Source organism: Streptomyces sp. NPDC048623 (assembly GCF_040650755.1).
GTDB lineage: Bacteria > Actinomycetota > Actinomycetes > Streptomycetales > Streptomycetaceae > Streptomyces.
The window spans coordinates 75,471-96,639 of record NZ_JBEZHV010000028.1 but is presented as its reverse complement, the minus strand read 5'-3'; the positions used below and the strand labels follow the sequence as shown (position 1 = coordinate 96,639).

At 73.9% G+C, this 21,169-nt stretch carries 17 protein-coding genes; 7 read left to right on the top strand and 10 right to left on the bottom strand.

Going from position 1 to position 21,169, the window contains the following annotated elements; all coding sequences use genetic code 11:
* Positions 1 to 101: 101 nt before the first annotated feature.
* Positions 102 to 1,310: an acyl-CoA dehydrogenase family protein gene (locus AB0C73_RS31100; RefSeq protein ID WP_362536659.1), complete on the bottom strand. Its 1,209-nt coding sequence runs from the start codon at positions 1,308 to 1,310 to the stop codon at positions 102 to 104.
* The gene (locus AB0C73_RS31095; RefSeq protein ID WP_362536657.1) at positions 1,307 to 2,446 is read right to left on the bottom strand and encodes a CaiB/BaiF CoA-transferase family protein; all 1,140 of its coding nucleotides are present in this window, start codon (positions 2,444 to 2,446) and stop codon (positions 1,307 to 1,309) included. The genes AB0C73_RS31100 and AB0C73_RS31095 overlap by 4 nt, the downstream gene beginning before the upstream one ends.
* Before the next feature lie 234 nt (positions 2,447 to 2,680).
* Here AB0C73_RS31095 and AB0C73_RS31090 point away from each other — a divergent pair, with 234 nt between their 5' ends.
* A complete protein-coding gene (locus tag AB0C73_RS31090; RefSeq protein ID WP_362536655.1) occupies positions 2,681 to 4,372 on the top strand; it encodes an AMP-binding protein in 1,692 nt (563 codons plus the stop codon).
* Between the two features lie 93 nt (positions 4,373 to 4,465).
* A complete protein-coding gene (locus tag AB0C73_RS31085; RefSeq protein WP_362536653.1) occupies positions 4,466 to 5,509 on the top strand; it encodes an LLM class F420-dependent oxidoreductase in 1,044 nt (347 codons plus the stop codon).
* Positions 5,510 to 5,561: 52 nt separating this feature from the next.
* Here AB0C73_RS31085 and AB0C73_RS31080 read toward each other — a convergent pair whose 3' ends face one another.
* Together AB0C73_RS31080 and AB0C73_RS31075 are read right to left on the bottom strand one after the other, a co-directional pair.
* The gene (locus AB0C73_RS31080) at positions 5,562 to 6,215 is read right to left on the bottom strand and encodes a response regulator transcription factor (protein WP_362536669.1); all 654 of its coding nucleotides are present in this window, start codon (positions 6,213 to 6,215) and stop codon (positions 5,562 to 5,564) included.
* Between the two features lie 2 nt (positions 6,216 to 6,217).
* Positions 6,218 to 7,435, bottom strand: coding sequence for a histidine kinase (locus tag AB0C73_RS31075; RefSeq protein ID WP_362536651.1), 1,218 nt, complete (start codon positions 7,433 to 7,435; stop codon positions 6,218 to 6,220).
* 91 nt (positions 7,436 to 7,526) lie between these two features.
* Between AB0C73_RS31075 and AB0C73_RS31070 the strand changes: the two genes are divergently transcribed.
* Together AB0C73_RS31070 and AB0C73_RS31065 are read left to right on the top strand one after the other, a co-directional pair.
* Positions 7,527 to 8,492 carry an ATP-binding cassette domain-containing protein gene (locus AB0C73_RS31070; RefSeq protein ID WP_362536650.1) on the top strand — a complete coding sequence of 322 codons (966 nt, stop codon included), beginning with the start codon at positions 7,527 to 7,529 and terminating at the stop codon, positions 8,490 to 8,492.
* A gap of 2 nt (positions 8,493 to 8,494) precedes the next feature.
* Positions 8,495 to 9,244, top strand: a complete 750-nt coding sequence (locus tag AB0C73_RS31065; RefSeq protein WP_362536648.1) for an ABC transporter permease — start codon at positions 8,495 to 8,497, stop codon at positions 9,242 to 9,244.
* A gap of 162 nt (positions 9,245 to 9,406) precedes the next feature.
* Here AB0C73_RS31065 and AB0C73_RS31060 read toward each other — a convergent pair whose 3' ends face one another.
* The 4 genes from AB0C73_RS31060 to AB0C73_RS31045 form a co-directional block, all read right to left on the bottom strand.
* Complete coding sequence (locus AB0C73_RS31060) at positions 9,407 to 10,471, bottom strand: BTAD domain-containing putative transcriptional regulator (RefSeq protein ID WP_362536646.1); 1,065 nt, start codon at positions 10,469 to 10,471, stop codon at positions 9,407 to 9,409.
* Positions 10,472 to 10,545: 74 nt separating this feature from the next.
* A complete protein-coding gene (locus AB0C73_RS31055) occupies positions 10,546 to 10,749 on the bottom strand; it encodes a hypothetical protein (RefSeq protein WP_362536644.1) in 204 nt (67 codons plus the stop codon).
* 116 nt (positions 10,750 to 10,865) lie between these two features.
* Entirely contained in the window at positions 10,866 to 13,994 is a 3,129-nt protein-coding gene (locus AB0C73_RS31050; protein ID WP_362536643.1) for a BTAD domain-containing putative transcriptional regulator, read from the bottom strand.
* Positions 13,995 to 14,095: 101 nt separating this feature from the next.
* On the bottom strand, positions 14,096 to 15,097 hold the full coding sequence (locus AB0C73_RS31045; protein WP_362536641.1) for a hypothetical protein: 1,002 nt from the start codon (positions 15,095 to 15,097) through the stop codon (positions 14,096 to 14,098).
* A 262-nt stretch (positions 15,098 to 15,359) separates the two neighbouring features.
* Between AB0C73_RS31045 and AB0C73_RS31040 the strand changes: the two genes are divergently transcribed.
* Positions 15,360 to 15,791 carry a VOC family protein gene (locus AB0C73_RS31040; protein WP_362536639.1) on the top strand — a complete coding sequence of 144 codons (432 nt, stop codon included), beginning with the start codon at positions 15,360 to 15,362 and terminating at the stop codon, positions 15,789 to 15,791.
* Here AB0C73_RS31040 and AB0C73_RS31035 read toward each other — a convergent pair.
* Together AB0C73_RS31035 and AB0C73_RS31030 are read right to left on the bottom strand one after the other, a co-directional pair.
* Complete coding sequence (locus tag AB0C73_RS31035) at positions 15,770 to 16,510, bottom strand: AraC family transcriptional regulator (protein ID WP_362536637.1); 741 nt, start codon at positions 16,508 to 16,510, stop codon at positions 15,770 to 15,772. The two genes, AB0C73_RS31040 and AB0C73_RS31035, sit on opposite strands and share 22 nt — an antisense overlap.
* Positions 16,511 to 16,598: 88 nt before the next feature.
* On the bottom strand, positions 16,599 to 17,669 hold the full coding sequence (locus AB0C73_RS31030; protein WP_362536668.1) for a YihY/virulence factor BrkB family protein: 1,071 nt from the start codon (positions 17,667 to 17,669) through the stop codon (positions 16,599 to 16,601).
* Between the two features lie 200 nt (positions 17,670 to 17,869).
* Between AB0C73_RS31030 and AB0C73_RS31025 the strand changes: the two genes are divergently transcribed.
* Positions 17,870 to 19,507: an acyl-CoA dehydrogenase family protein gene (locus tag AB0C73_RS31025; RefSeq protein ID WP_362536636.1), complete on the top strand. Its 1,638-nt coding sequence runs from the start codon at positions 17,870 to 17,872 to the stop codon at positions 19,505 to 19,507.
* A gap of 359 nt (positions 19,508 to 19,866) precedes the next feature.
* On the top strand, positions 19,867 to 21,168 hold the full coding sequence (locus AB0C73_RS31020) for a GAF domain-containing protein (RefSeq protein ID WP_362536634.1): 1,302 nt from the start codon (positions 19,867 to 19,869) through the stop codon (positions 21,166 to 21,168).
* Position 21,169: the final 1 nt, after the last annotated feature.

Here is a 21,169-nt window from a genome sequence, read left to right as displayed (position 1 = left end):
TGAAACCCTTCGACCCCAGCGCCCCCGACGACACCCCCGACCGGCTCGCCGACATCCCCGAGATCGAGCCGACGCATGCCGGGGGGGCAACACCCGTGGACTCAGTAGGACTTCGGCAGTCCCAGCGTGTGGTGCGACACGAAGTTGAGGATCATCTCCCGGCTGACCGGGGCGATCCGGGCCACTCGGGAGAGGCCGAGCAGCGAGGCGAGGCCGTACTCGGCGGTGAGCCCGTTGCCGCCGAGGGTGTGGATGGCCTGGTCGACGGCCCGGGCACCGGCCTCCGCCGCGGCGTACTTCGCCATGTTCGCGGCCTCCCCCGCGGCCATGTCGGCGCCGGCGTCGTACAGTTCGGCGGCCTTGCGGGTCATCAGACGCGCCAGCTCCAGCTCGATGTGGACCTGGGCGAGCGGATGCGCGACCGCCTGGTGGGCACCGATCGGCGCCGACCACACCTGGCGGGTCCGGGCGTAGTCGACCGCCTTGGCCAGGGCGTACCGCCCCATGCCCACCGCGAACGCGGCCATCATGATCCGCTCCGGGTTCAGACCGGCGAACAATTGCTGGAGGCCGGCGTCCTCGTGCCCGACCAGCGCGTCGGCCGGCAGCCGTACGTCGTCCAGGAACAGCTCGAACTGGCGCTCCGGCGCGGTGAGTTCCATCGCGATCTCACGGAACTCGAAGCCGGGGGCGTCACGCGGGACGACGAACAGACAGGGCTTCAGGCGGCCGGTGCGCTCGTCCTCCGTACGCCCCACGACCAGCGTCGCGTCGGCCTCGTCCACCCCGGAGACGAACACCTTGCGCCCGCTCAGCAGCCAGTCCGCGCCGTCGCGGCGCGCCGTGGTGGTCAGCCGGTGGGAGTTGGACCCCGCGTCCGGCTCCGTGATGCCGAAGGCCATCCGGGACGTGCCGGCGGCGAGCCCCGGCAGCAGCCGCCGCTTCTGCTCCGGGGTGCCGAAGCGGCTGATCACCGTGCCGCAGATCGCGGGCGACACCACGAGCATGAGCAGGGGGCTGCCGGCCGCGCCCAGCTCCTCCATGACGAGGGACAGCTCGGTGATGCCGCGGCCCCCGCCGCCGTACTCCTCGGGCAGGTTGACCCCCAGGTAGCCCAGCTCGCCGGCCTCGGTCCAGAGCTCCTCCGGGGACCACGGGCGGCCGGATCCGCCGTTCCGGCCCGCGCCCCGCCCCCGCGCGAAGGCGGCGACGGCCTCGCGCAGGGCACGGTGCTCCGGGCTCTCGACGAAACCGCCCGCGCGCCCGACGTCCACGCGCCCGCCGTCCGCGCGCCCGCCGTCCGCGCTCATCGGTCCAGCTCCGCGAGGATCTCCGCGGTGTGCTCCCCGTGGGCCGGAGCGGCACCGCGCAGCGAGTCGAGGCCGGCGCCGAAGCGGACCGGGAAGCGCACCTGCCGGCGGGGTTCCGAGGTCGGCGAGCCCGGCAGCACCCCCACCAGTTCGCGGGCCGCGACATGCTCGTCGGCGAGGAACTCGCCGGCCGTCTCGTACACCGGGGCCCAGGGCAGGTCGAGGCCGGAGAGCCGGGCGGACCACCACTCCAGGTCGCGGCGGGCGAACACGTCCGTGAGGAGCGCCCGGATCTCCGTGCGGGCCCGGGTGCGGTCGGCCCTGCGGTCGTAACGGGCGTCGTCGAACTCGGGGAACTCCGCGGCGAAGGCCGTGCGGAACACCAGCCAGAACTTGTCCTCGAAGCTCGCGAAGGCGATCCGCCGCCCGTCGGCCACGGTGAACACGTCGTTGTCGCCGGTGACGAGGGGGCTCTCGGCGGGGTCGGCCAGGCCGAGCAGGGGCAGGGCGAGCGGTCCGGCCCAGCCGGCCGCCGCCTCGTGCAGCGACACGTCCAGGTGCTGGCCCTCGCCGGACTCCCGGGCCGCGCCGACCGCCACGACCAGGGACAGCGCCGCGTACATCGCGCCCGCGAGGTCGGCCACCCGCACCCCGACCCGGTCCACGGTCTCCCCGGGCCGGTGGGGGACGGCGAAGAAGCCCGACAGGGCCAGGAAGTTCAGGTCGTGGCCGGGCCTGGCCGCGTACGGACCGGTCTGGCCGAAGCCGGTGACCGAGCAGAGCACCACCCGCGGGTTCGCCTCGCGCAGGCGCTCGTACCCGAGCCCCATGCCCGCCAGGACCCCGGGCCGGTGGCTCTCCACGACCGCGTCGCAGCGCTCCACGAGCCGCAGCAGCGTCTCGCGCCCCGCCGGGTCGCGCAGATCGAGGACGACCGAGCGCTTGTTGCGGTTCAGGGACGCGAAGGTCTCGGGGTCCACCAGCCGTCCGTAGTCGCCCCCTTCGGGGCTCTCCACCTTGATCACATCGGCGCCGAGGTCGGCGAGCAGCACCGTGGCGAAGCCGCCCGGCAGCAGCCGCGACAGATCGATGATCCGCATCCCGGCCGGTCCCGGCCGGCCCGCCGTCGCATCCACCCGCATCTCACTCCCTCTCCGGCGCGCCCTCCGAGCGGGCACAGGCGGGCGCACGTTACCGGCGCCCCGGCCGCGCGGCCTCGACGAAAGCTGTACGGAACCTGCCTCCCCCGGCACGTTCCCCCGCGAGAGGGAGCCGCATCCAGTCGCCGGCGGGATCCGGTAACGAGGCGCCCCGGCTTGGCTGGAAGCACCGCAGAACGCCGCCCCAGCACACCGCCGAGGAGCCTCACCATGCGCACCCTGACCGCACCGTCCGCCGCGGACACCGCGACCGGCACCGCGACCGACACCGCGCTCACCGAGTCGGTCCGGCTCGCCGACACCACCCTCCCGCTCTCCCCGCACACCGTCGGCTCCCTGCTGCGGGAGGTCGCCGCCGAGCGCCCCGGCACCGTCGCCCTGGAGTCGGTCCCGGACGACGGCTCGGCCCCCCGCAGCTGGACGTACGCCCAGCTGCTCGCCGAGGCCGAGGGCATCGCCGGCGGACTGCGGGAGCGCGTCGGCCTCGGCGCCCGGATCGCCCTGTGGGCACCGAACGTGCCGGAGTGGCCGATGATCGAGTACGCGGCGGCGCTGGCCGGGGTGACCCTGGTGACCCTCAACCCGGCGCTGCGCGCCGAGGAGCTGGCCCACGCCCTGCGCACCTCCGAGGCGGAGCTGCTCATCCACGCGGACCGCAGCCGCGCCTACGACATGGCCTCCGTGGCCCGCGCCGTCGCCGCGGAGCTGCCCGGGCTGCGGCACGTGCTGTCGCTGGGCGACCCGGAGGCGCTGCGCGGCTGCGCGCCGCTGCCCTCCCACGAGGAGATCGTCGCGGCCGACGTACCGGCCCAGATCCAGTTCACCTCGGGCACCACCGGCGCCCCCAAGGCCGTCCTGCTGTCCCACCGGTCCGTCGTCAACGTCGCCCGGCTGACCTTCGAGGGCCTCGGCGTCCAGGACGGCGCGACCGTGGTGTCGCCGCTGCCGATGTTCCACACCGCCGGCGCGGTCATCTCCTGCCTGGGCCCGCTGTGGAGCGGGGGCACCTTCACCCTGCTCGAACGCTTCGATCCCCAGGTCCTCTTCGAGGTGCTGCGCCGCTCCCCCGGCGCGGTGCTGACCAGCGTGCCGACCGTGCTGGCCGCGCTCAACGACGTCGCCCGGAACCGCGCCGGCGCGACGGCCCGGCTGTCCGCGGTCCTCACCGGCGCCGCCCCGGTCCGCGCCCAGCTCATCACGGAGACCGAGGAGCTCTTCTCGACCACGGTCTTCAACCTCTACGGGCAGACCGAACTGGCCTCCGTGGTCACCCTCACCCGGCCCGACGACAGCGCCGAGGACAAGACCAGCACCGTCGGACGGCCGCTGCCGCACGTCGCCTGCAAGATCGTCGACCCGGACACCGGCCGCGTGCAGCCGCTGGGCGTCCCCGGCGAGATCTGCGCCCGCGGCTACCAGCAGCTCCTCTCCTACTACGGCGACCCCGCGGCGACCGCGGCCAAGGTGGACGCGGCCGGCTGGGTCCGCACCGGCGACCTCGGGTCGATGGACGCCACCGGTGCCGTGCGCATCGAGGGCCGGCTGAGCGACCTGGTCATCCGGGGTGGGGAGAACATCGCCCCCGGTCCGATCGAGACCTTCCTCAGCACGCTGCCCGGTGTCCGCGACGCCGTCGTGGTGGGCGTTCCGGACGAGCACTGGGGCGAGATCGTCGCCGCCGTGCTGCTGCCCTCCGCCGAGCACCCGGCGGGTCCGGACCCGGATCTCCTCATCGAGCGCTGCCGCGAGCGGCTCTCGCCCCACACCATCCCCACCCGGTGGTTCACCGCCGACGCGCTGCCCCTGACCGCCTCCGGGAAGATCCAGAAGTTCCGGGTGCGCGAACTCGTCGCCGAGGGCGCCCTCACCCGCCTCGACACCCCGGCCCGCGCGCATCGCTGACGCCTCGTCACCACTTCCTCGCCGCCGCCGCACCCTCGCCGCCCGCTCACCAGCCCCGCCCTCGCCGCCCTCGCCGGAACGGATTCCACCCTCATGAAGATCTCCATGCAGCTCAGGTACGACCAGGACATCGTCGGAGCGGCCGCGCAGGTCGCCGAGCTCGAACGGGCGGGCCTCGACCTCATCTGGGTCCCCGAGGCGTACGGGTACGACGCCCCCAGCTTCATGGGCTTCCTCGCCGCCCGTACCGAGCGGATCGAGATCGGCTCCGGCATCCTGTCGGTCTACAGCCGCACCCCCGCCCTCCTCGCCATGACCGCCGCCGGCGTCGACGCGCTCTCGGGCGGCCGCTGCCACCTGGGCCTCGGCTCCTCCGGCCCGCAGGTCGTCGAGGGCCTCCACGGGGTGCCGTTCACCGCCCCGGTCACCCGCACCCGCGAGACGATCGAGGTCATGCGCGCCTTCTGGCAGCACGACAAGCCCGTGAGCTACCACGGCCGTTCGGTCCAGCTGCCGCTGCCCGAGGGAAGCGGCAGCGGCCTGGGCGTGCCGATGAAGCTGCTCACCCCGCCGGTCCGTCCCTCGGTCCCGGTGTGGGTCGCCGCGCTGGGCCCCAAGAACGTCCGGATGGTGGCCGAGACCGCCGACGGCTGGCTGCCGATGTTCTTCGTCCCCGAGTGGTGCGACCGCGTCTGGGGACCGGCGCTGCGCGCCGGCGCCGCCGCCCGCGACCCGCGGCTCGGCCCCCTGCAGATCTCGGCCGGCGGTCTCCTCGCCATCGGCCCGGACGCCGCCCGCGCCCGGGAGCTGGCCCGGGGGCAGCTCGCCCTGTTCATCGGCGGCATGGGCGCACCCGGCCACAACTACTACTACGACCTGGTCAGCCGGTACGGCTACGCCGAGGAGGCCGCCACGATCCAGCGCCTGTTCCTGGCCGGCGACAAGGCCGGAGCCGCCGCGGCCGTGCCGGCCGCGCTCCTGGAGGCCACCACGCTGTGCGGCCCGGAGAGCTATGTGAAGGACCGCCTGGCCGCCTACCGCGAGGCCGGGGTGACCCACCTCCAGGTCGTCCCCGTGCCGCAGGACGGCGAGAGCGAGGCGACGGTCGTCGCGCGCCTGAAGGACCTCGTCGGCTGACGCACGTCGCACGTCGCAGGCCGACGGGCCACGCCCGCGGCTCACGCCGGCCTCAGCGGACCTCGATGAACCCCGACTCGTACGCGATCACCACCGCCTGGGTACGGTCCCGCGCCCCCACCTTGGCCAGGGTGCTGCTCACATGGGTCTTGACGGTCTGCACGCCCAGGAACAGCTCCTCCGCGATCTCCGCGTTGGACATCCCCTGCGCCATCAGGCGCAGCACCTCCGCCTCCCGCTCGGTGAGCTGGGCCCGGGACAGCGCGCCGCGGGAGTCCCGCCGGGGGCGGCCCGCCACCAGGGTGCGCAGGGCGGCGGGGAAGAGCACCGAGTCCCCGGTGGCCACGGTGCGCACGGCCCGGACGATCTCGGCCGGCCGGGAGCGCTTCAGCAGGAAGCCCGACGCCCCCTCCTTCAGGGCCTCGTAGACGTAGTCGTCGTGCTCGAACGTGGTGATCACCAGGACCCGGGGCGGTTCCGGTACGGCGGCCAGCAGCTCGCGGGTGGCGGTGATGCCGTCGACCCGGGGCATCCGGACGTCCATGACCACGACGTCCGGGCGCAGTCGCCGCACCAGCGGAACGACCTCGCAGCCGTCGGACGCCTCGCCGACCACGGTGATGTCGGGGCTGTTGCCGAGGATGGCGGACATGCCGGCCCGGACGAGTTCCTCGTCGTCGACGAGCAGGACGGAGATGGTGGTCATGGTCAAGATCCCAACCGTAGGGGTAGCTGCGCGCTGACGATCCAGCGCCCGGACTCGGACCCGGCGGTGGCCCGGCCGCCCAGGAGAGCGACCCGCTCGCGCAGGCTCCGGACGCCCTTGCCCGTGCCGCGGGCCCGTGGGGCGCCCTCCACGAGCGCGTTGGCCACCGAGAGTTCCACGTACTCGTCCGTGAGGTCGAGGGCGACGGCCACGGGTGAACCGGGCGCGTGTTTCATCGCGTTGGTGAGCGCCTCCTGGAGGATCCGGTACGCCTCGCGGGAGACCACCCCCGGGACGGCGGTGAAGTCCTCGGCCGTACGGAGCGTCACGGTGCCCCCGGCCGCCCGGCTGGTTTCGAGAAGCTGCCCGATGTCCGCGAGGGTGGGCCGGGCCTTGCGGGCCGCCGGCTGTTCCACCTCCTTGAGGTAACCCAGCGTGCGCTCCAGGTCGTCCATGGCGCGCCGGCCGGTCTCCTCGATCGAGGCCAGGGCGCGTACCGCGAAGTCCCGGTCGACGTCGATCAGTTCGCGGGCCGCGCCGGCCTGCAGGACGGTCGCGGTGAGGGCGTGCCCGATGGAGTCGTGCAGCTCCCCGGCGAGCCGGTTGCGCGCGAGGAGTTCGTCGGCCCGGCGCTCGGCGTCGGCGAGCCGCTCGGCCGTGGACGGCCCGAGCAGCCGCTTCGCGACGGCGAGCTGCACGTTTCCGGCACCGATGACGACCCCCGCGACGAGCAGCAGCAGCGGCGGTACGAACGCCAGGATCCAGATCTTCTCGTGTCCGCCCTGGATCTCGAAGCCCAGCACCTCGTTGGCGCGTTCGACGGCGGGCACGGTCGCCAGCGTCCCGGTGACGGAGAGCAGTTGGGCGACGGTGGTCGCGACGAGCAGTCCCCACCACACCCGTACGACGAGCCAGAGGCTGGTGCGCCAGCGCGACGACAGGCTCTTCGACGGCGCGAGGCCGATCTCCGCCTCGTCCGCCGGGACGAGCAGCAGCCGGGCCTGCACGCCCTCCGCGTACCGCATCGCCGGAACCATCCCGAGGAGCAGCAGCAGCGGCACCGGCACCAGGGCCGACGCGGCCAGCGTCCGGGGCAGCGACTCCGAGAAGCCCGGATAGACGAGGACGCACACCGGTCCCACCGCCGCGCCGGTCAGCACATGCAGACCGCGCGAGTACGTGGCGCCCCTCGTCAGGGCCGCGAAGAACCTCACCCGCATGGGGCCATCCTTCCTCTCTCCCTCCCAGGGGGGATCACATTCCCGCCGCGGGGGGATCCGCCGCGAGCAGCGGAACGCTTGACTCGAGGGCATGAACAGCGACAGGAAAACCGCGAACGGTACGGGGGACGCACCCGCGATCGACGTCCAGGGCCTCGTCAAGACCTACGGCGACAAGACCGTGGTGAACGGCCTCACCTTCCAGGTGCGGGCCGGTGTGGTGACCGGCTTCCTCGGCCCGAACGGTGCCGGCAAGTCGACCACCATGCGGATGATCCTCGGCCTCGACCGTCCGACGGAGGGCCGGGTGCGCATCTTCGGGCGGGCCTACGCCGAGCTCGGCGAACCGCTGCGGCACGTCGGCGCCCTCCTGGACGCCGGCGCGGCGCACCCCGGACGCACCGCCCGGGACCACCTGTTGTGCATCGCCCGCGCCAACCGTGTCGCCGACGCGCGTGCCGACGAGGTGCTTGAGCAGGTCGGCCTGGCCTCCGCCGCCAAGCGGCGGATCGGCGGGTTCTCGCTCGGCATGCGCCAGCGCCTGGGCATCGCCGCGGCCCTCCTCGGCGACCCCCGGGTGCTGATCCTCGACGAGCCGGTCAACGGTCTGGACCCCGAGGGCATCCGGTGGCTGCGGCACTTCCTGAAGGACCTCGCCGCCCAGGGCCGGGCCGTGCTGATCTCCAGCCATCTGATGACGGAGATGGCGCTGCTCGCCGACCGGCTGGTCGTCATCGGCCGGGGCAGCCTGCTCGCCGACGTGTCGATGGCCGAGTTCGCCGAGGAGCACGGCCGCAGCCGGGTCCGCGTCCGGTCCGACGAACCGGAACGGCTCCGCGCGGCGATCGGTCACAAGGGTCTGCGGGTGGAGGCCGGCCCCGACGGGCGCCTGGAGGTGTACGGGACCGTCGCCGAGGAGATCGGCCGGCTCGCGGCTCACGAGGGCACCCCCGTCCTGGAACTGACCCAGGTCGAGGACTCGCTGGAGGACGCTTTCATGCGCATGACCGCCGACACGGTGGAGTACGTGGCACGACCCCTGGGAGAGGTGGCCTGAACATGTCCGTCAACGCGGTTCTCCACTCGGAGTGGACGAAGATCCGGTCCGTCCGCTCGGTCCTCTGGGCGCTGCCGCTGGCCGCTGTGCTGCTCATCGGCATCGGTGCCGGCGTGTCCGGCTCGGTCGGCCCCGGCGAGGCCGACGCCGAGAGCTTCGACCCGGTCCAGCTCGGCTACTACGGGGTGTTCTTCGCCCATGTCGTCGTGATCGCCTTCGCGGTCCTGGTCGTCGGGAACGAGTACAGCAACGGCTCGATCCACACCTCTCTGGCCACCGTGCCGCGGCGTGGACTCTTCTACGGCGCCAAACTGGCCACCGGAGCGCTCCTGTCCCTGCTCGCGGGTGTCGTGGCCTCCGCCGGCACCTTCTTCGCCTCGCAGACGCTGCTGGCCGAGCACGGTGCGGCGTTCGGTGACGAGGGCACGGTGCGGGCGGTCGTGGCGGGCGCGCTGTACTTCCCGCTCCTGGCCGTCATGTGCATGGGCATCACCACGATGCTGCGCAGCCTGATGCTGTCGATGGGCGTCCTGGTCCCGTTCCTCTTCCTCGTGTCCCCGGTCCTGGCCGAGGTGCCGGGACTGCGCGACCTGGCCTGGTTCCTCCCGGACCGCGCGGGGCAGTACGCGCTGAGGCTCCACCTCGACCCGGCGGCCCCGTACGGCCCCGTGACCGGACTGCTCGTCATGGCGGTGTGGGCGGCCGTGGCCGCGGCCGGCGGATGGATCGTCCTGCGCAACCGCGACGCGTGAGCACGGACGCGTGAGCGCGGACGCACACCGGAGCGGTACGCGGAGGGCGCCGTCCGAGCGGCGTGAGGGGACACCGGGAACACCGGCCGTCCCCTCACGCCGCTCGGCGCGTCGCCCGCGCGAAGGCCCGGAGCCGGTCCGGCCCGGGGGCGACGGCCACGGTCAGGCGGCCGAACGGACCGGTGCCGCGTCGGCGGCCACGTCCTCGCGCAGTACGGCCATCTGCGCGCTGCGCAGTTCGCCGCCCGGACCGATCCCGCTCTGCTCGCGCAGCCGCCGGTCGACGGAGACGAACAGGTCCAACGCCTCCGCCCGGCGGCCCGAGCCGGCGAGTGCGGTCACCAGACGGGCGTGCAGCCCTTCGTGCAGCGGTTCGTGGCGGGCGATCGGCGTCAGCCGGCGCAGCACGTCCTCGTACCGGCCCCGGGTGAGCGCGAGATCGGCGATCCGCAGCACCGACCCGATACAGCGCCGCGACCGCTCCACGGCGACCGGGTGCCGCCGGAGCGCCGGTGGCATGCCTTCGAGCAGCGGCCCCCGCCACAGCCGGAGCGAGGCGTCGAGGAGGTCCTGTTCGGCCGCGAGGTCGCCGTCGGCGCGGGCGCGCTCGGCGGCGCTCGTCAGCCGGTCGGACTCCAGGAGGTCGAGACGGCTGCTGTCCTCGATGTGGAGTTCGTATCCGCCGCCGCGCCGTACGACCGTCATGCGGCCGGTGCCCGGGACGTGGTGCGCCTCCAGCATCAGCCGGATGCGCGAGACATAGGTGTGGATCAACTGCCCGAAGGAGTCCGGGAGCTGGTCGCCCCACAGGACGTCGATGATCTCGTCGCGCTCGACCACCCGGTTGGGCTGGAGCGCCATCAGGCCGAGCAGGCACTGCTGCATCGGGGTTCCGGTGGCGAGTTCGGCCGCACCGCGGGAGGCGGTGAGCCGGCCCAGGATCCCCAGGACCAGCGGCTCTCCCTCGTAGGAGGGGGCCGACTCGTCGTCCTGCGTCACTCCCGCCCGCGCGAGCAGCTCCGGCTCCTCCAGGGCCCTCGCGAGTCTGCGCAGCGATCCGGACCGCGGCCCCTGGACCCGCCCGCGCTCGATCTCTCGGAGGGTGCGCAGGCCGATCCCGGATCTCTCCGCGAGATCCCTCTGGCTCACCCCGCGTCGCATCCGCGCGGCGCGCACGATGTCGGCCACCGCCGGCCGCTCCAACGTCGTGGAACTACTGCCCTTCATGTGCTCCCCCGTCATGCCCGTTCCTGTCGTACCGGGCCATCAGAAACCTCCTCTGACGATCCGTACCGGGAGTGTCAGCCCTTGCTGTTCCACTCTTCGTTGATGGTGGTGGAGGGCTCGCCGGGGACGGTGCCGTCGGCCAGCACGCGCACGGAGGAGCTCTGCTCCGGCGTGGCCTGTCCGGCCACGGACGCGGCCCCGAGGAGCAGGGACACCGCCATCGCGGCGCCGGCGGCGAGGGGGAGGGTGCGCGTGGCGAAGAAGGTGATGGATCGCATCGTCAGGTCCGCTTTCACTCGGCGTTCTTGCTGTCGAGTACGACTCTGCCAAGCGTCGATCTACGGGGGATAGACGTCGGATATAGCCGCGGATCTGCGGGAACGGACGGCGGTGATCAGCCGGGGCGGCCGTGCTCCATGGCGTCCAGGCACTCGATCAGGTCCGCGGCGCGGTCGGCGTCGGGCAGGCCGAGCCGGTTGAGCACGGAGTGCGCCTGCCGGGCCCGGAGCGCCGCCTCCTCCCGGTCGCCGAGATCGGCCAGCGTGCACCCGAGGACGAGCAGGGCGAGCCCCCGGTCGCGGTCGGTCCCCCGCTGTTCGCACAGCGTCACGGCCCGCCCGGCCTCCCACAGCGCCTCGTCGCCGCGGCCCATGACCCGCAGGGTCTCGGCCAGCCGGAAGCGGGCCTGCGACTCCTGGCCGCGGATCTGCCAGGTCTCGCAGATGTCCAGGCACGTGGTGTGGCTCGCGACGGCGTCGGCGTAGCGCCCCAGCTCATGCAGGGCCATCCCGCGGACGTACAGCGCGTAGGCGATGCCGTGCCGGTCCTCGACCTCGCGCAGCGCGGCCAGCGCCTCGTCACAGGCCCGCAGCGCCTCCGCGGCCCGGCCGTTGCGCAGCGCGGCCTGCGCGGCGTTGAGCCTGGTCACGAGTTCGCCGGAGCGGTGGCCCAGTTCGCGGGCCAGGTCGATCGCCTGTACGTAGCAGCGCTCCGCCTCCTCGAAGCGGTGCTGGAACTGCGCGATGAGACCACGGTCGTTGAGCGTCTGGCGGAGGATGACCAGGTCGCCGGTCCGCTCGCAGGACTCGGCGGCCAGACGGGTCATCAGTTCCGCCTGTTCCAGGCGCGCGTTCTGCAGCGCGGCGTTGCCGCAGACGAACCGGGCGCGGCCGGCGGCGTGTTCGTCACCACGCCGGGCCGCGGTGTCGGCCAGGCACCGGGCGGCCAGGGCGAGTTCGTCGTACGGGATGTCCTTGCCGTACGGACTGAGGGCGACCAGCAGGTCCGCGGCCACGCGCAGGATCCGGTCCCCGGCCTCGGCCGGGCTCTGGGCGGCCAGCGTCACCGCGTTGGCCAGGCACTCGAACTCGGTGGTCACCCAGGCCTGCGCCTCGGCCATGCCGGCGAAGGCGGGAGCCTGTTCGGACGTGCCCGCTCCGGACGTGCCCGGTCCCGGCTCGTCCGCTTCGGACGTGATCGTGAGGAAGACGTCGGCGGGATCGCCCGGGACCATGCACTGGAAGGCCGAACACGCCCGGGCGAGCAGGTGCTCCAGGAGCGGGGCCAGGACGGAGGTTCCCGACTCGGCGATCCCGTCGGCCGGGGAGGGTTCGAGCTGGAGCGCGTAGGCCCGCACGAGATCGTGGTAGCGGTAACGGCCGGGCTGCGGTGCCTCCAGCATGGCGGCGTCCACCAGCGCCTCCAGCACCTCCTCGGCGTCGTACTCGTCGAGTCCGAGCGCCGCGGCGGCCGCCTCGAGTCCGATGCTCGCGCGGGCCACCGGGGCGAGCAGCCGGAACGCGCAGGCCTGTTCCCGCGGCAGCTGGCGGTAGCCGAGTTCGAAGACCGCGGCCACGGCGAGGTCCCCGGCGCGCAACTCGCCGATACGGCGCTGCTCGTTGGCCAGCCGGCGGGTCATGGTGGCCAGCTCCCAGCGCGGCCGGGCGGCGAGCCGGGCGGCGACGATGCGCACCGCGAGCGGCAGGTGTCCGCAGGCCGTCACCAGCTCGGCGGCGGCCTCCGGCTCGGCGGCGACGCGGTCGGCCCCCACGATCGCGGCGAGCAGGCCGACGGCCTCGTCGGTGTCGAAGACGTCCAGGGCCACGGAGGCGACGCTGGGGATGCCGACGATCCGGGTACGACTGGTGATGATCACGCCGCAGTCGGCGGAGCCGGGCAGCAGCGGCACGACCTGCGCGGCGTCGCGGGCGTTGTCGAGCAGGAGCAGGACACGCCGGCCGTCGAGCAGGGTGCGGAAGAGCCGTGCGCGGTCCTCCGGCATGGCGGGCAGGGCATGGCCGGGGACGCCCAGCGCGCCGAGCAGGCCACCGAGGACGGCTCCCGGATGGGCCGGTTCGAGGCCGCTTCCGCCCAGCTCCGCGTAGAGCTGCCCGTCGGGGAAGTCCTGCTTCACCTGGTGGGCGACCCGCAGGGCCAGCGTGGTCTTGCCGAGTCCGCCCATGCCGCTGATCAGGGCGACCGCGAGCGAGGGCCGGCCGGGACCGGTGAGCACCCGGCACAGGTCCTCGACCTGCCCGGACCGGCCGGTGAAGTCGGACGCGTCCGCGGGAAGCTGGGCGGGACGCGCGGGCACTCGGGCGGGCGCGCCCGCCGGAACCGCGGCATCCGCCGGAACCGAGGCGTCCACCGGGGCGGCGGCATCCGCGGGAGCGGGGGCGTCCACTGGGGTGGCGGACGGCTTCTCCCGCGGTGCGGGCTCGGCCGGGACCACCCGGACGGCCTCGGGTTCCGTCGCCACGGTGCGCAGCAGGGGATCACCCCGCAGTACCTGCTCGTGCAGCGCCGCGAGTTCGGGGCCGGGGTCGACACCCAGCTCCTCGGCCAGGACGTGTCGTGCCCGGGCGTACACGGCGAGCGCGTCGGCCTGGCGTCCGGTGGCGTACAGCGCCCGCATCAGGAAGCCGTACGGCCGCTCCCGCAGCGGGTGTTCCTGGGTGAAGGACGTCAGGTCCGGGATGAGCCGGGCGTGCCCGCCCGCGCGCAGGGTGCACTCGAAGCGCTCCTCCACCAGCCCCAGGAGCAGCTCGGTCAGCCGTGCCCGCTGCTGCTCGGCGAACATCCCGGGCACACCGGTCAGGGGGACGCCCTGCCACAGGTCCAGGGCCCTGGTGAGCAGCCGGCCACAGGCCTCGTCGTCTCCCCCGGCACGCACCCGGGCCGCCTCCGCGGCCAGTTGTTCCACCCGGCCGACATCGACCGAGAGGGGCGGCACCACCAGGCGGTAGCCGTCGTGCTGCGAGACGAGGAGCCGGGGCGAGGACGCGTCCTCCTCCAGCGCCTGCCTGAGCCGCCAGGCATAGGTCCGCAGACTCGCGAGCGCCGAACCCGGAGGGTTGTCCCCCCAGATGGAGTCGATGAGTTCGCGTGAGGAGATCACTCTGCCGGGTCTCAGCAGCAGGGCCACCAGCAGTGCCCGCTGCTGTGGTGATCCGATGGCCAGTGTGTTCCCGTCACGGTGCACGCGCACCGTTCCGAGCACGCTGAAGTCGATGGTTCCCCCCACGAACCCAGCCTTCCCCTGCTCCCGGACACGCCCGCAACGCACCGCCTGCCGGACGTTGTTCGCCTGTCCGACGTACAGAATTGCGAAGATGCCATGAGTGTCTACGCCAGATTACACGGATCCCGGGCTTCCACCATGATCACCTGAACGAGGTACGGAAGGACGCCCACGGCCTGTGGATCGTGATCGAGCAGCACCGCCACGGGCGTTCTCCCCTGGGCGTACAGCGCCTCGGCGAACCGCACCCGCCCCGGCGAGGGACCCGGGAAGAAGGGTGCGGGGCGCTCCTGTCGCGCGGTGATCGCCGGCACGGTCCGGGTGGGTGACCAGGGCGCGAGCAGGGCACGTTCGGCCCCGGACCGCACGGCCTCGGCACGGGTGGCGCCGACCGCGAGGACCGTCCGGGAGCCGAGCCGGATCGCGCAGGCCGGCACGGACAGCAGCCCGGAGAGGTCGTGAGCGACCGGCTCGCCCAACGCGCGCAGCACGTACAGCGGTTCGGCGGCGCCGGGGGCCCCGTCCGCCGGAAGGTGGGTCCGGGGCACGCGGATACCAGGATCGGCGAGCCGTCGCACCAGCAACTCCTCGCAGTGCTGGGCGAGCCCGGCCTCCACGGCGTGCGCCCATGTGAGCCCGGCGGCGGCCCCGACCGGAGGCCGGTACGGCGCACCGCGGTCGGGGCCGGGGTGGGCCTCCCGGGCGGGAATCCGGCGCAGCGCGCCCGTCACCAGATCGAGGCCCCAGACGTCGGAGACGCCGGGGATGCCGGCACACGCGCGGGCGGCGAGGCTTCCGCGACACGCGAGTGCGGCGAGCAGGGCCGCCAGGCGCGCCGCGTCGTGATCGCCCCCGTGCCCCGTCACCACGACACCGGGCGTTCCGGCGGGCGGCGCGCCGAACCGGTCGGCCACGGTGGTCCGGCACTCCCACCGGGTGAGCGGCCCCACGTCGAACGTCCGCTCCCGCATCACTCCCAGGAACCCCGTGCGCGGGTCCGTCACCGCGGCGGCACGCTCGAACAGCGTGTCGGCGTCGACGGCCGCCCCGTTCAGCCTCCCCAGGAACGCCGCCCTGGCCCGGGCCTCAGTGACCTGCGGAATCATTGTCCACCCACGGATGCACGTACCAGCTCCCGTCCTCTGCGCACGCGAGCCGGAGGTGCGGCGCACCTCGTGCATCCATGTAACAAGGAGCCGATAGGCATCCGATCAATACCGGATATGGCGATCGCTCTACTACGGGCAAGATGCGCGGTGGGACCCCGAAGGTTCCCGCCACCGCCACGCATATGACGGGCAGGAGCAGGATGGCGCCGTGTCCGATCCGTACAAGACACCACTCCCCCGGCCTTCCTAGCCTGCACCCATGAACACGAACCGAACCAGCGGCTCCTCCTCCCCCGCGCCCCGCCTCGACGTCATCGGCCTGGTCACCGCCGACATGGCGGCCTCGCTCGCCTTCTACCGCCTCCTCGGCCTGGACGTCCCGGCCGGCGCCGAGAGCGCGCCGCACGTGGAGGTCGCGCTGCCCGGCGGCGTACGGCTGCTGTGGGACACCGAGGACGTCGTACGGTCCTTCGACCCGGCGTGGACGCGGCCTGCGGGCGGCGGCGAGCGGGTGGCGCTCGCGTTCCGGTGCGCGGATCCGGCGCAGGTCGACGCGGTGTACGAGACGCTGACGGCGGCCGGGCACCGTGGGCACCTCAAGCCGTGGGACGCGGTCTGGGGGCAGCGGTACGCGGTGGTGCTCGACCCGGACGGGACGGGGGTCTCGCTCTACGCGGACGCGTCCCGTTGACGTGCCGGCGCCGAGGCCGGCAGCCCCGCCACGTAACGGCCGATCGTCAGGCCCGTGAGCGCCCGCATCTCCCGCGCCAGGTGCGCCTGGTCGACGCAGCCCGTGCGGTACGCGGCCTCCGCCGCCGGGACGCCCGCCGTGACGAGCGCGAGGGCGCGCTGGAGGCGCAGGATCCGGGCGAGGGTCTTCGGGCCGTAGCCGAACGCGGCGAGCGAGCGGCGGTGCAACTGCCGCACGCCGAGCCCGACCTCGTCGGCCGCCGCCCCCACCGGCAGTCCGGCCCTCAGACGCGAGACGACCGCGCGGAGGAGCGGATCGGGCGCGGGCGCCGCGGCCGCCCGCCGCAGCACCAGGTCCTCCAGGGCCGCGGCCCGGTCGGCCGCCCCGGTCACCTCGTCGGCGAGCCGCCGCGCGGCCCGCGCGCCCCACAGCTCGCCGAGACCGACCCGCTCGTCCCGCAGCACGCTCGCCTCGACCCCGAGCACCCCGGGCGCCTCGCCCGGCGCGAACCGCACCCCCGCGTAGTGCGCGGCGGGGCTCTCGGGCACGTACGCCATGGTGTCGGGTCCCGCGACGAGCAGCCGGCCGTCCGCCCAGATCAGGTCCATGCATCCGTCCGGCAGCACCGGCCGGGTCCCCGGGTCCCCCGGATCGGCCGTCCCCGTGCGGCGGGTCCAGACGACCGCTCCGGGCAGCCGCGCGGGGCGTTCCTCATACACCCCACCAGGGTAGGCCGATGCCCTGACACCGGCGCGGCGGCGGCCGGAATGGTGCCCCAGGGCCCGGCCCTGATCCGCCGGACAGGCCTCAGTCCTTCTCCCGCCCCGCGTGCAGCCGCGACTTCACGTCGTCCGGGGGCAGGAACCTCGACCAGCGTTCCGGGAACTCCGACGGCATGTCCGGGTCGTCCTCGTCCACGTCGTCCTCCTCCGCGCGCAGGCGGGCGACCAGGTCGGCGGCCTGGGCGGCGCGGGCGCGGTCGGTGGCCTCGCGGGCGGCGGCGGTGGCGACCGAGGGCCAGACGCGGTCGATCGCGGCGTTGACGGCCGCGCCGACGAGGACCGCGAAGGCGGAGATGCCGATCCAGAGGAGGACGGCGATGGGGGCGGCGAGGGAGCCGTAGATGGTGGGGCCCTCGACCTGGCTGGTGAGGTAGATGCGCAGCAGGAAGCTGCCGAGCACCCACATCCCGAGGGCGACGAGCGCGCCGGGGATGTCCTCGATCCACGGGGAGCGGACCGGGACGGACACGTGGTACAGGGTCGTCAGGAACGCGATGGAGAGCAGGATGACCGTCGGCCAGTAGAGGACGGAGACGACCTCCGTGCCCCAGGGGACCAGTTCGACGAGGCGGTCGGGACCGACGACCGCGAGCGGCAGCACGACGGCTCCGATGAGCAGCGCGACGATGTAGAGGAGCAGCGCGAGGAGCCGGGTCTTGACGATGCCCCGGTGCCCGTCGAGTCCGTACATGACGGTGATGGTGTCGATGAAGACGTTCACCGCGCGCGAGCCGGACCAGAGGGCGATGGCGAAGCCGAGGGAGATCAGTTCGGGGCGTTTGGCCCGGGTGACGTCCTCGACGAGAGGGCGGGCGATCTCGTTGACGCCGCGGTCGGAGAGGACGGTGCGGGCGGCGTGGAGGATGTTCTCCTCGATGCTGGCGACCGTGTTGGCGTTGGTCCATTCGTCGGCGTAGCCGAGGACGGCGATCAGGCCGAGCAGCAGGGGTGGCAGCGACAGCAGGGTGAAGAAGGCGGCCTCGGCGGCGAGGCCGAGGATGCGGTACTCGATGCACGAGTTGACCGTGTCCTTGAGGAGCAGCCAGGCCAGCTTGCGCTTGGAGACGTTGCGGTAGAGGACGCGGGCCCGGTGCAGCTTGCTCCAGCCGCGCCGGCCGGCCCGCTCACCGTGCTCACCGGACTCGTCGCGCTCACCGTGCTCGTCGTGGGCGCCTCGGCCGCCGTGCTCCGGGTGTTCTCCCGGGCCGCCGGTGCCATCGGGGCGCCCCGGCCGGTCGGGCCGGCCGCGCCGGTCGGGTGTTTCGTTTGCTGCCTGCACCTCCTTACCGTATCGGCATGGCAGCCGGCACCCACACCGTGACCAACCAGGCCCCGCCCCTGGTGGGATACGACATGTTCGCGACCGACCAGGCCCTGGCGGAGGCCGTGGCGCGGCACCTGCCGCCCGAGGAGGCCGAGGAGGCGCGCGCGGAGCTGTCCGCGTTCGGCGTCGCGGCGGGCTCGGCGCAGGTGCAGGAGTGGGGGCGGCTCGCCAACGAGCATCCACCGCGGCTGCGCACCCACGACCGCTACGGGCACCGGATCGACGAGGTCGAGTTCCATCCGGCGTGGCACCGGCTGCTCGGCCGGGCGGTGGGCGCGGGGCTCACCGGCGCCTGGGGGCGGCCGGGCGGTCATGTGCGCCGGGCGGCGGGGTTCCTGCTCGCCTCGCAGGTGGAGGCGGGGCACGGCTGCCCGCTGTCGATGACGCACGCGGCGGTGCCGGCACTGCGCGCCGAGCCGGAGCTCGCGGCGGCGTGGGAGCCGCTGATCGCCTCGCGGGTGTACGAGCGGGAGCTGCGGCCGCCGCTGGAGAAGACCGGTGTGCTGCTCGGGATGGGCATGACGGAGAAGCAGGGCGGCAGCGACGTCCGCGCGAACACGACCCGGGCGGAGCCCCTGGCGGCCGCCGGGGAGTACGTCCTGACGGGGCACAAGTGGTTCTGTTCGGCGCCGATGTCGGACGCCTTCCTGGTGCTCGCGCAGGCCCCCGGCGGTCTGTCGTGTCTGCTCGTGCCGCGGGTGCTGCCGGACGGGACGCGCAACGCGTTCGCGCTCCAGCGGCTCAAGGACAAGCTGGGCAACCGGTCGAACGCCTCCGCCGAGGTGGAGTTCGACGGGTCGACGTGGGCGCGGCTCGTGGGCGAGGAGGGGCGCGGGGTACGGACGATCATCGGGATGGTGGCGGCGACCCGGCTCGACTGTGTGCTGGGGTCGGCGGCGCTGATGCGGCAGGCGGTGGCGCAGGCCGTGCACCACGCCTCGTACCGCAGCGCGTTCGGCGGTCCGCTCGTCGACAAGCCGCTGATGCGGAACGTGCTCGCCGATCTGGCCCTGGAGTCGGAGGCGGCGACGGTGCTCGGGATGCGGCTCGCGGCGGCGTACGACTCCGACACGGAGGAGGAGCGGGCGCTGCTGCGGATCGCGGTGCCGGTGGCGAAGTACTGGGTGACGAAGCGGTGCACGCCGGTGGTGGCCGAGGCCCTGGAGTGCCTGGGCGGGAACGGGTACGTGGAGGAGTCGGGGCTGCCGCGGCTGCTGCGCGAGTCGCCGCTGAACTCGCTGTGGGAGGGCGCCGGGAACGTGCAGGCGCTGGATGTCCTGCGGGCCCTGCGAAGGGAACCGGCGGCGCTGAACGCGTTCCTGACGGAGGTCGGGCGGGCGCGGGGCGCGGATCACCGGCTCGACCGGGCGATCCGGGACATGCTGGCCGAACTGGCCGATCTGGAGGGCATCGAGGCCCGGGCGCGGCGGCTCGCGGAGCGGATGGCGCGGGTGTTGCAGGGTGCGCTGCTCGTGCGGTGGGCGCCGCCGGAGGTGGCGGACGCGTTCTGCGCCTCGCGTCTCGGCGGGGACTGGGGGGCGGCGTTCGGGACGCTGCCGCACACGCTGGATCTGGCGTCGGTGGTGGCGCGGGCCCGGCCGGAGGCGTGAGGCCCGTACGGCAGGAACGTCCGTACGACAGGAACGCCTGTGCGGCGGGTCGCCTGCGCGGGTGAGTGGAGCTTGTGCCGCGCGTACCAGGGGTGGACCGGTGAGGGGGTCGGCACGCGCGGAAAAGCCGAGGGTGGTGCTGCGCCGACACGGCACCACCCTCCGCTTCGGTCCCACCCTCGTGCACGGGGGGCGGGGGTTGCCAGAGTTGCAAGGGGTTGCAGGATTACGGGAAGCAGTGCGCGCGTGACACTGCGGAGCGGCACGATGGGCGCCGGGACGCACGCGGACGAACGGGCCGCACCCGGCGCAGAACCGATACAGCAGCCGTGCGTGGCAGGCGTGACAGGGAGGGACCGATGAACAAGGCGCAGGTCGACCTGAACCGGCTGGCCGTGATGGACGCGGCCAAGGCGACCCGGCTGCTGCACCAGGTCCGCGAGGAGACCCTGGCCGGCCGGACCCCGCCGGTCGCCCCCCGCGCGGTGATCGACGCCTCCTGGCGGCGCATGTTCCGGCTCGGGCTCAGCCCGGACCGGAGCACGAGCAGTGTGCTCCTTGAACGCGACGAGCTGGAGGAGCGGCGTCGCGCCACGGTGCTCGGCGAGGTCATGCGGACGCTCAGCGCCGGTCTCGCCGGGATCGCCGACGCCTCCATGCAGATCATGGTGGTGACGGACGAGCAGGGCCGGGTGCTGTGGCGCGAGGGCAATCTGGCGGTGCTGCGGCAGGCCAACGGGATCTGCCTGGAGGAGGGGGCGGCCTGGAGCGAGCACACCACCGGGACGAACGCGGTGGGCACGGCGCTCGCCATGGGCAAGGCCGTGCAGGTGCACTCCGCCGAGCACTATGTGCACTCCCTGCACAACTGGACCTGCGCCGCCGCGCCCGTCCACGACCCGCGCGACCACCGGCTGCTCGGCATCGTGGACGTGAGCGGCCCGGCGTCCAGCTTCCATCCGGCCACGCTGGCGCTCGTCGGTTCGGTGGCGCAGCTCGCGGAGGCGGAGATGCGTGACCGGCACCACCGGTCGATCGAGCGGCTGCGCTCGGTGGCCGCGCCGATCCTGTGCCGGGTGGGCGGGCGGGCGATCGCCGTGGACGGGCACGGCTGGACGGCGGCGGTGACCGGGATGGCGCCGGTGGACCGGCTCACGCTGCCCAAGTCGTTCCGGGCCGGGCGGGTGTGGCTTCCGTCGCTCGGGATGTGCGCGGTGGAGCCGCTGCCGGGCGGCTGGCTGCTGCGGGTCGAGGAGGGCGCGCGGCCGGACGGCGCGGCGGCGGGCGCGGCGAGCCGGGTGGTGCTCGACCTGAGCCGGCCGCGCCGCTGGACGGTGTCCGTGACGGGCGCGGCCGGCAGCTGGTCCCAGGAGCTGAGCCCGCGCCACGCGGAGCTGCTCTATCTGCTCGCCCTGCACCCCGAGGGGCGGACGGCGGCGGAGCTGGCGCAGGACGTGTTCGGCGACCGGACGCGGACGGTGACGGTACGGGCGGAGCTGTCGCGGGTCCGGCGCAACCTGGCCGGCGTCCTGGCGCACCGCCCGTACCGCTTCGGCGAGGAGGTCGAGGTCGAGCTCCGCCACCCCGCCCACCCCGCGGACCTGCTCCCGCACTCCACGGCCCCGGCGGTGGTGGCGGCACGCAGCGCGACGCGCGTGTGAG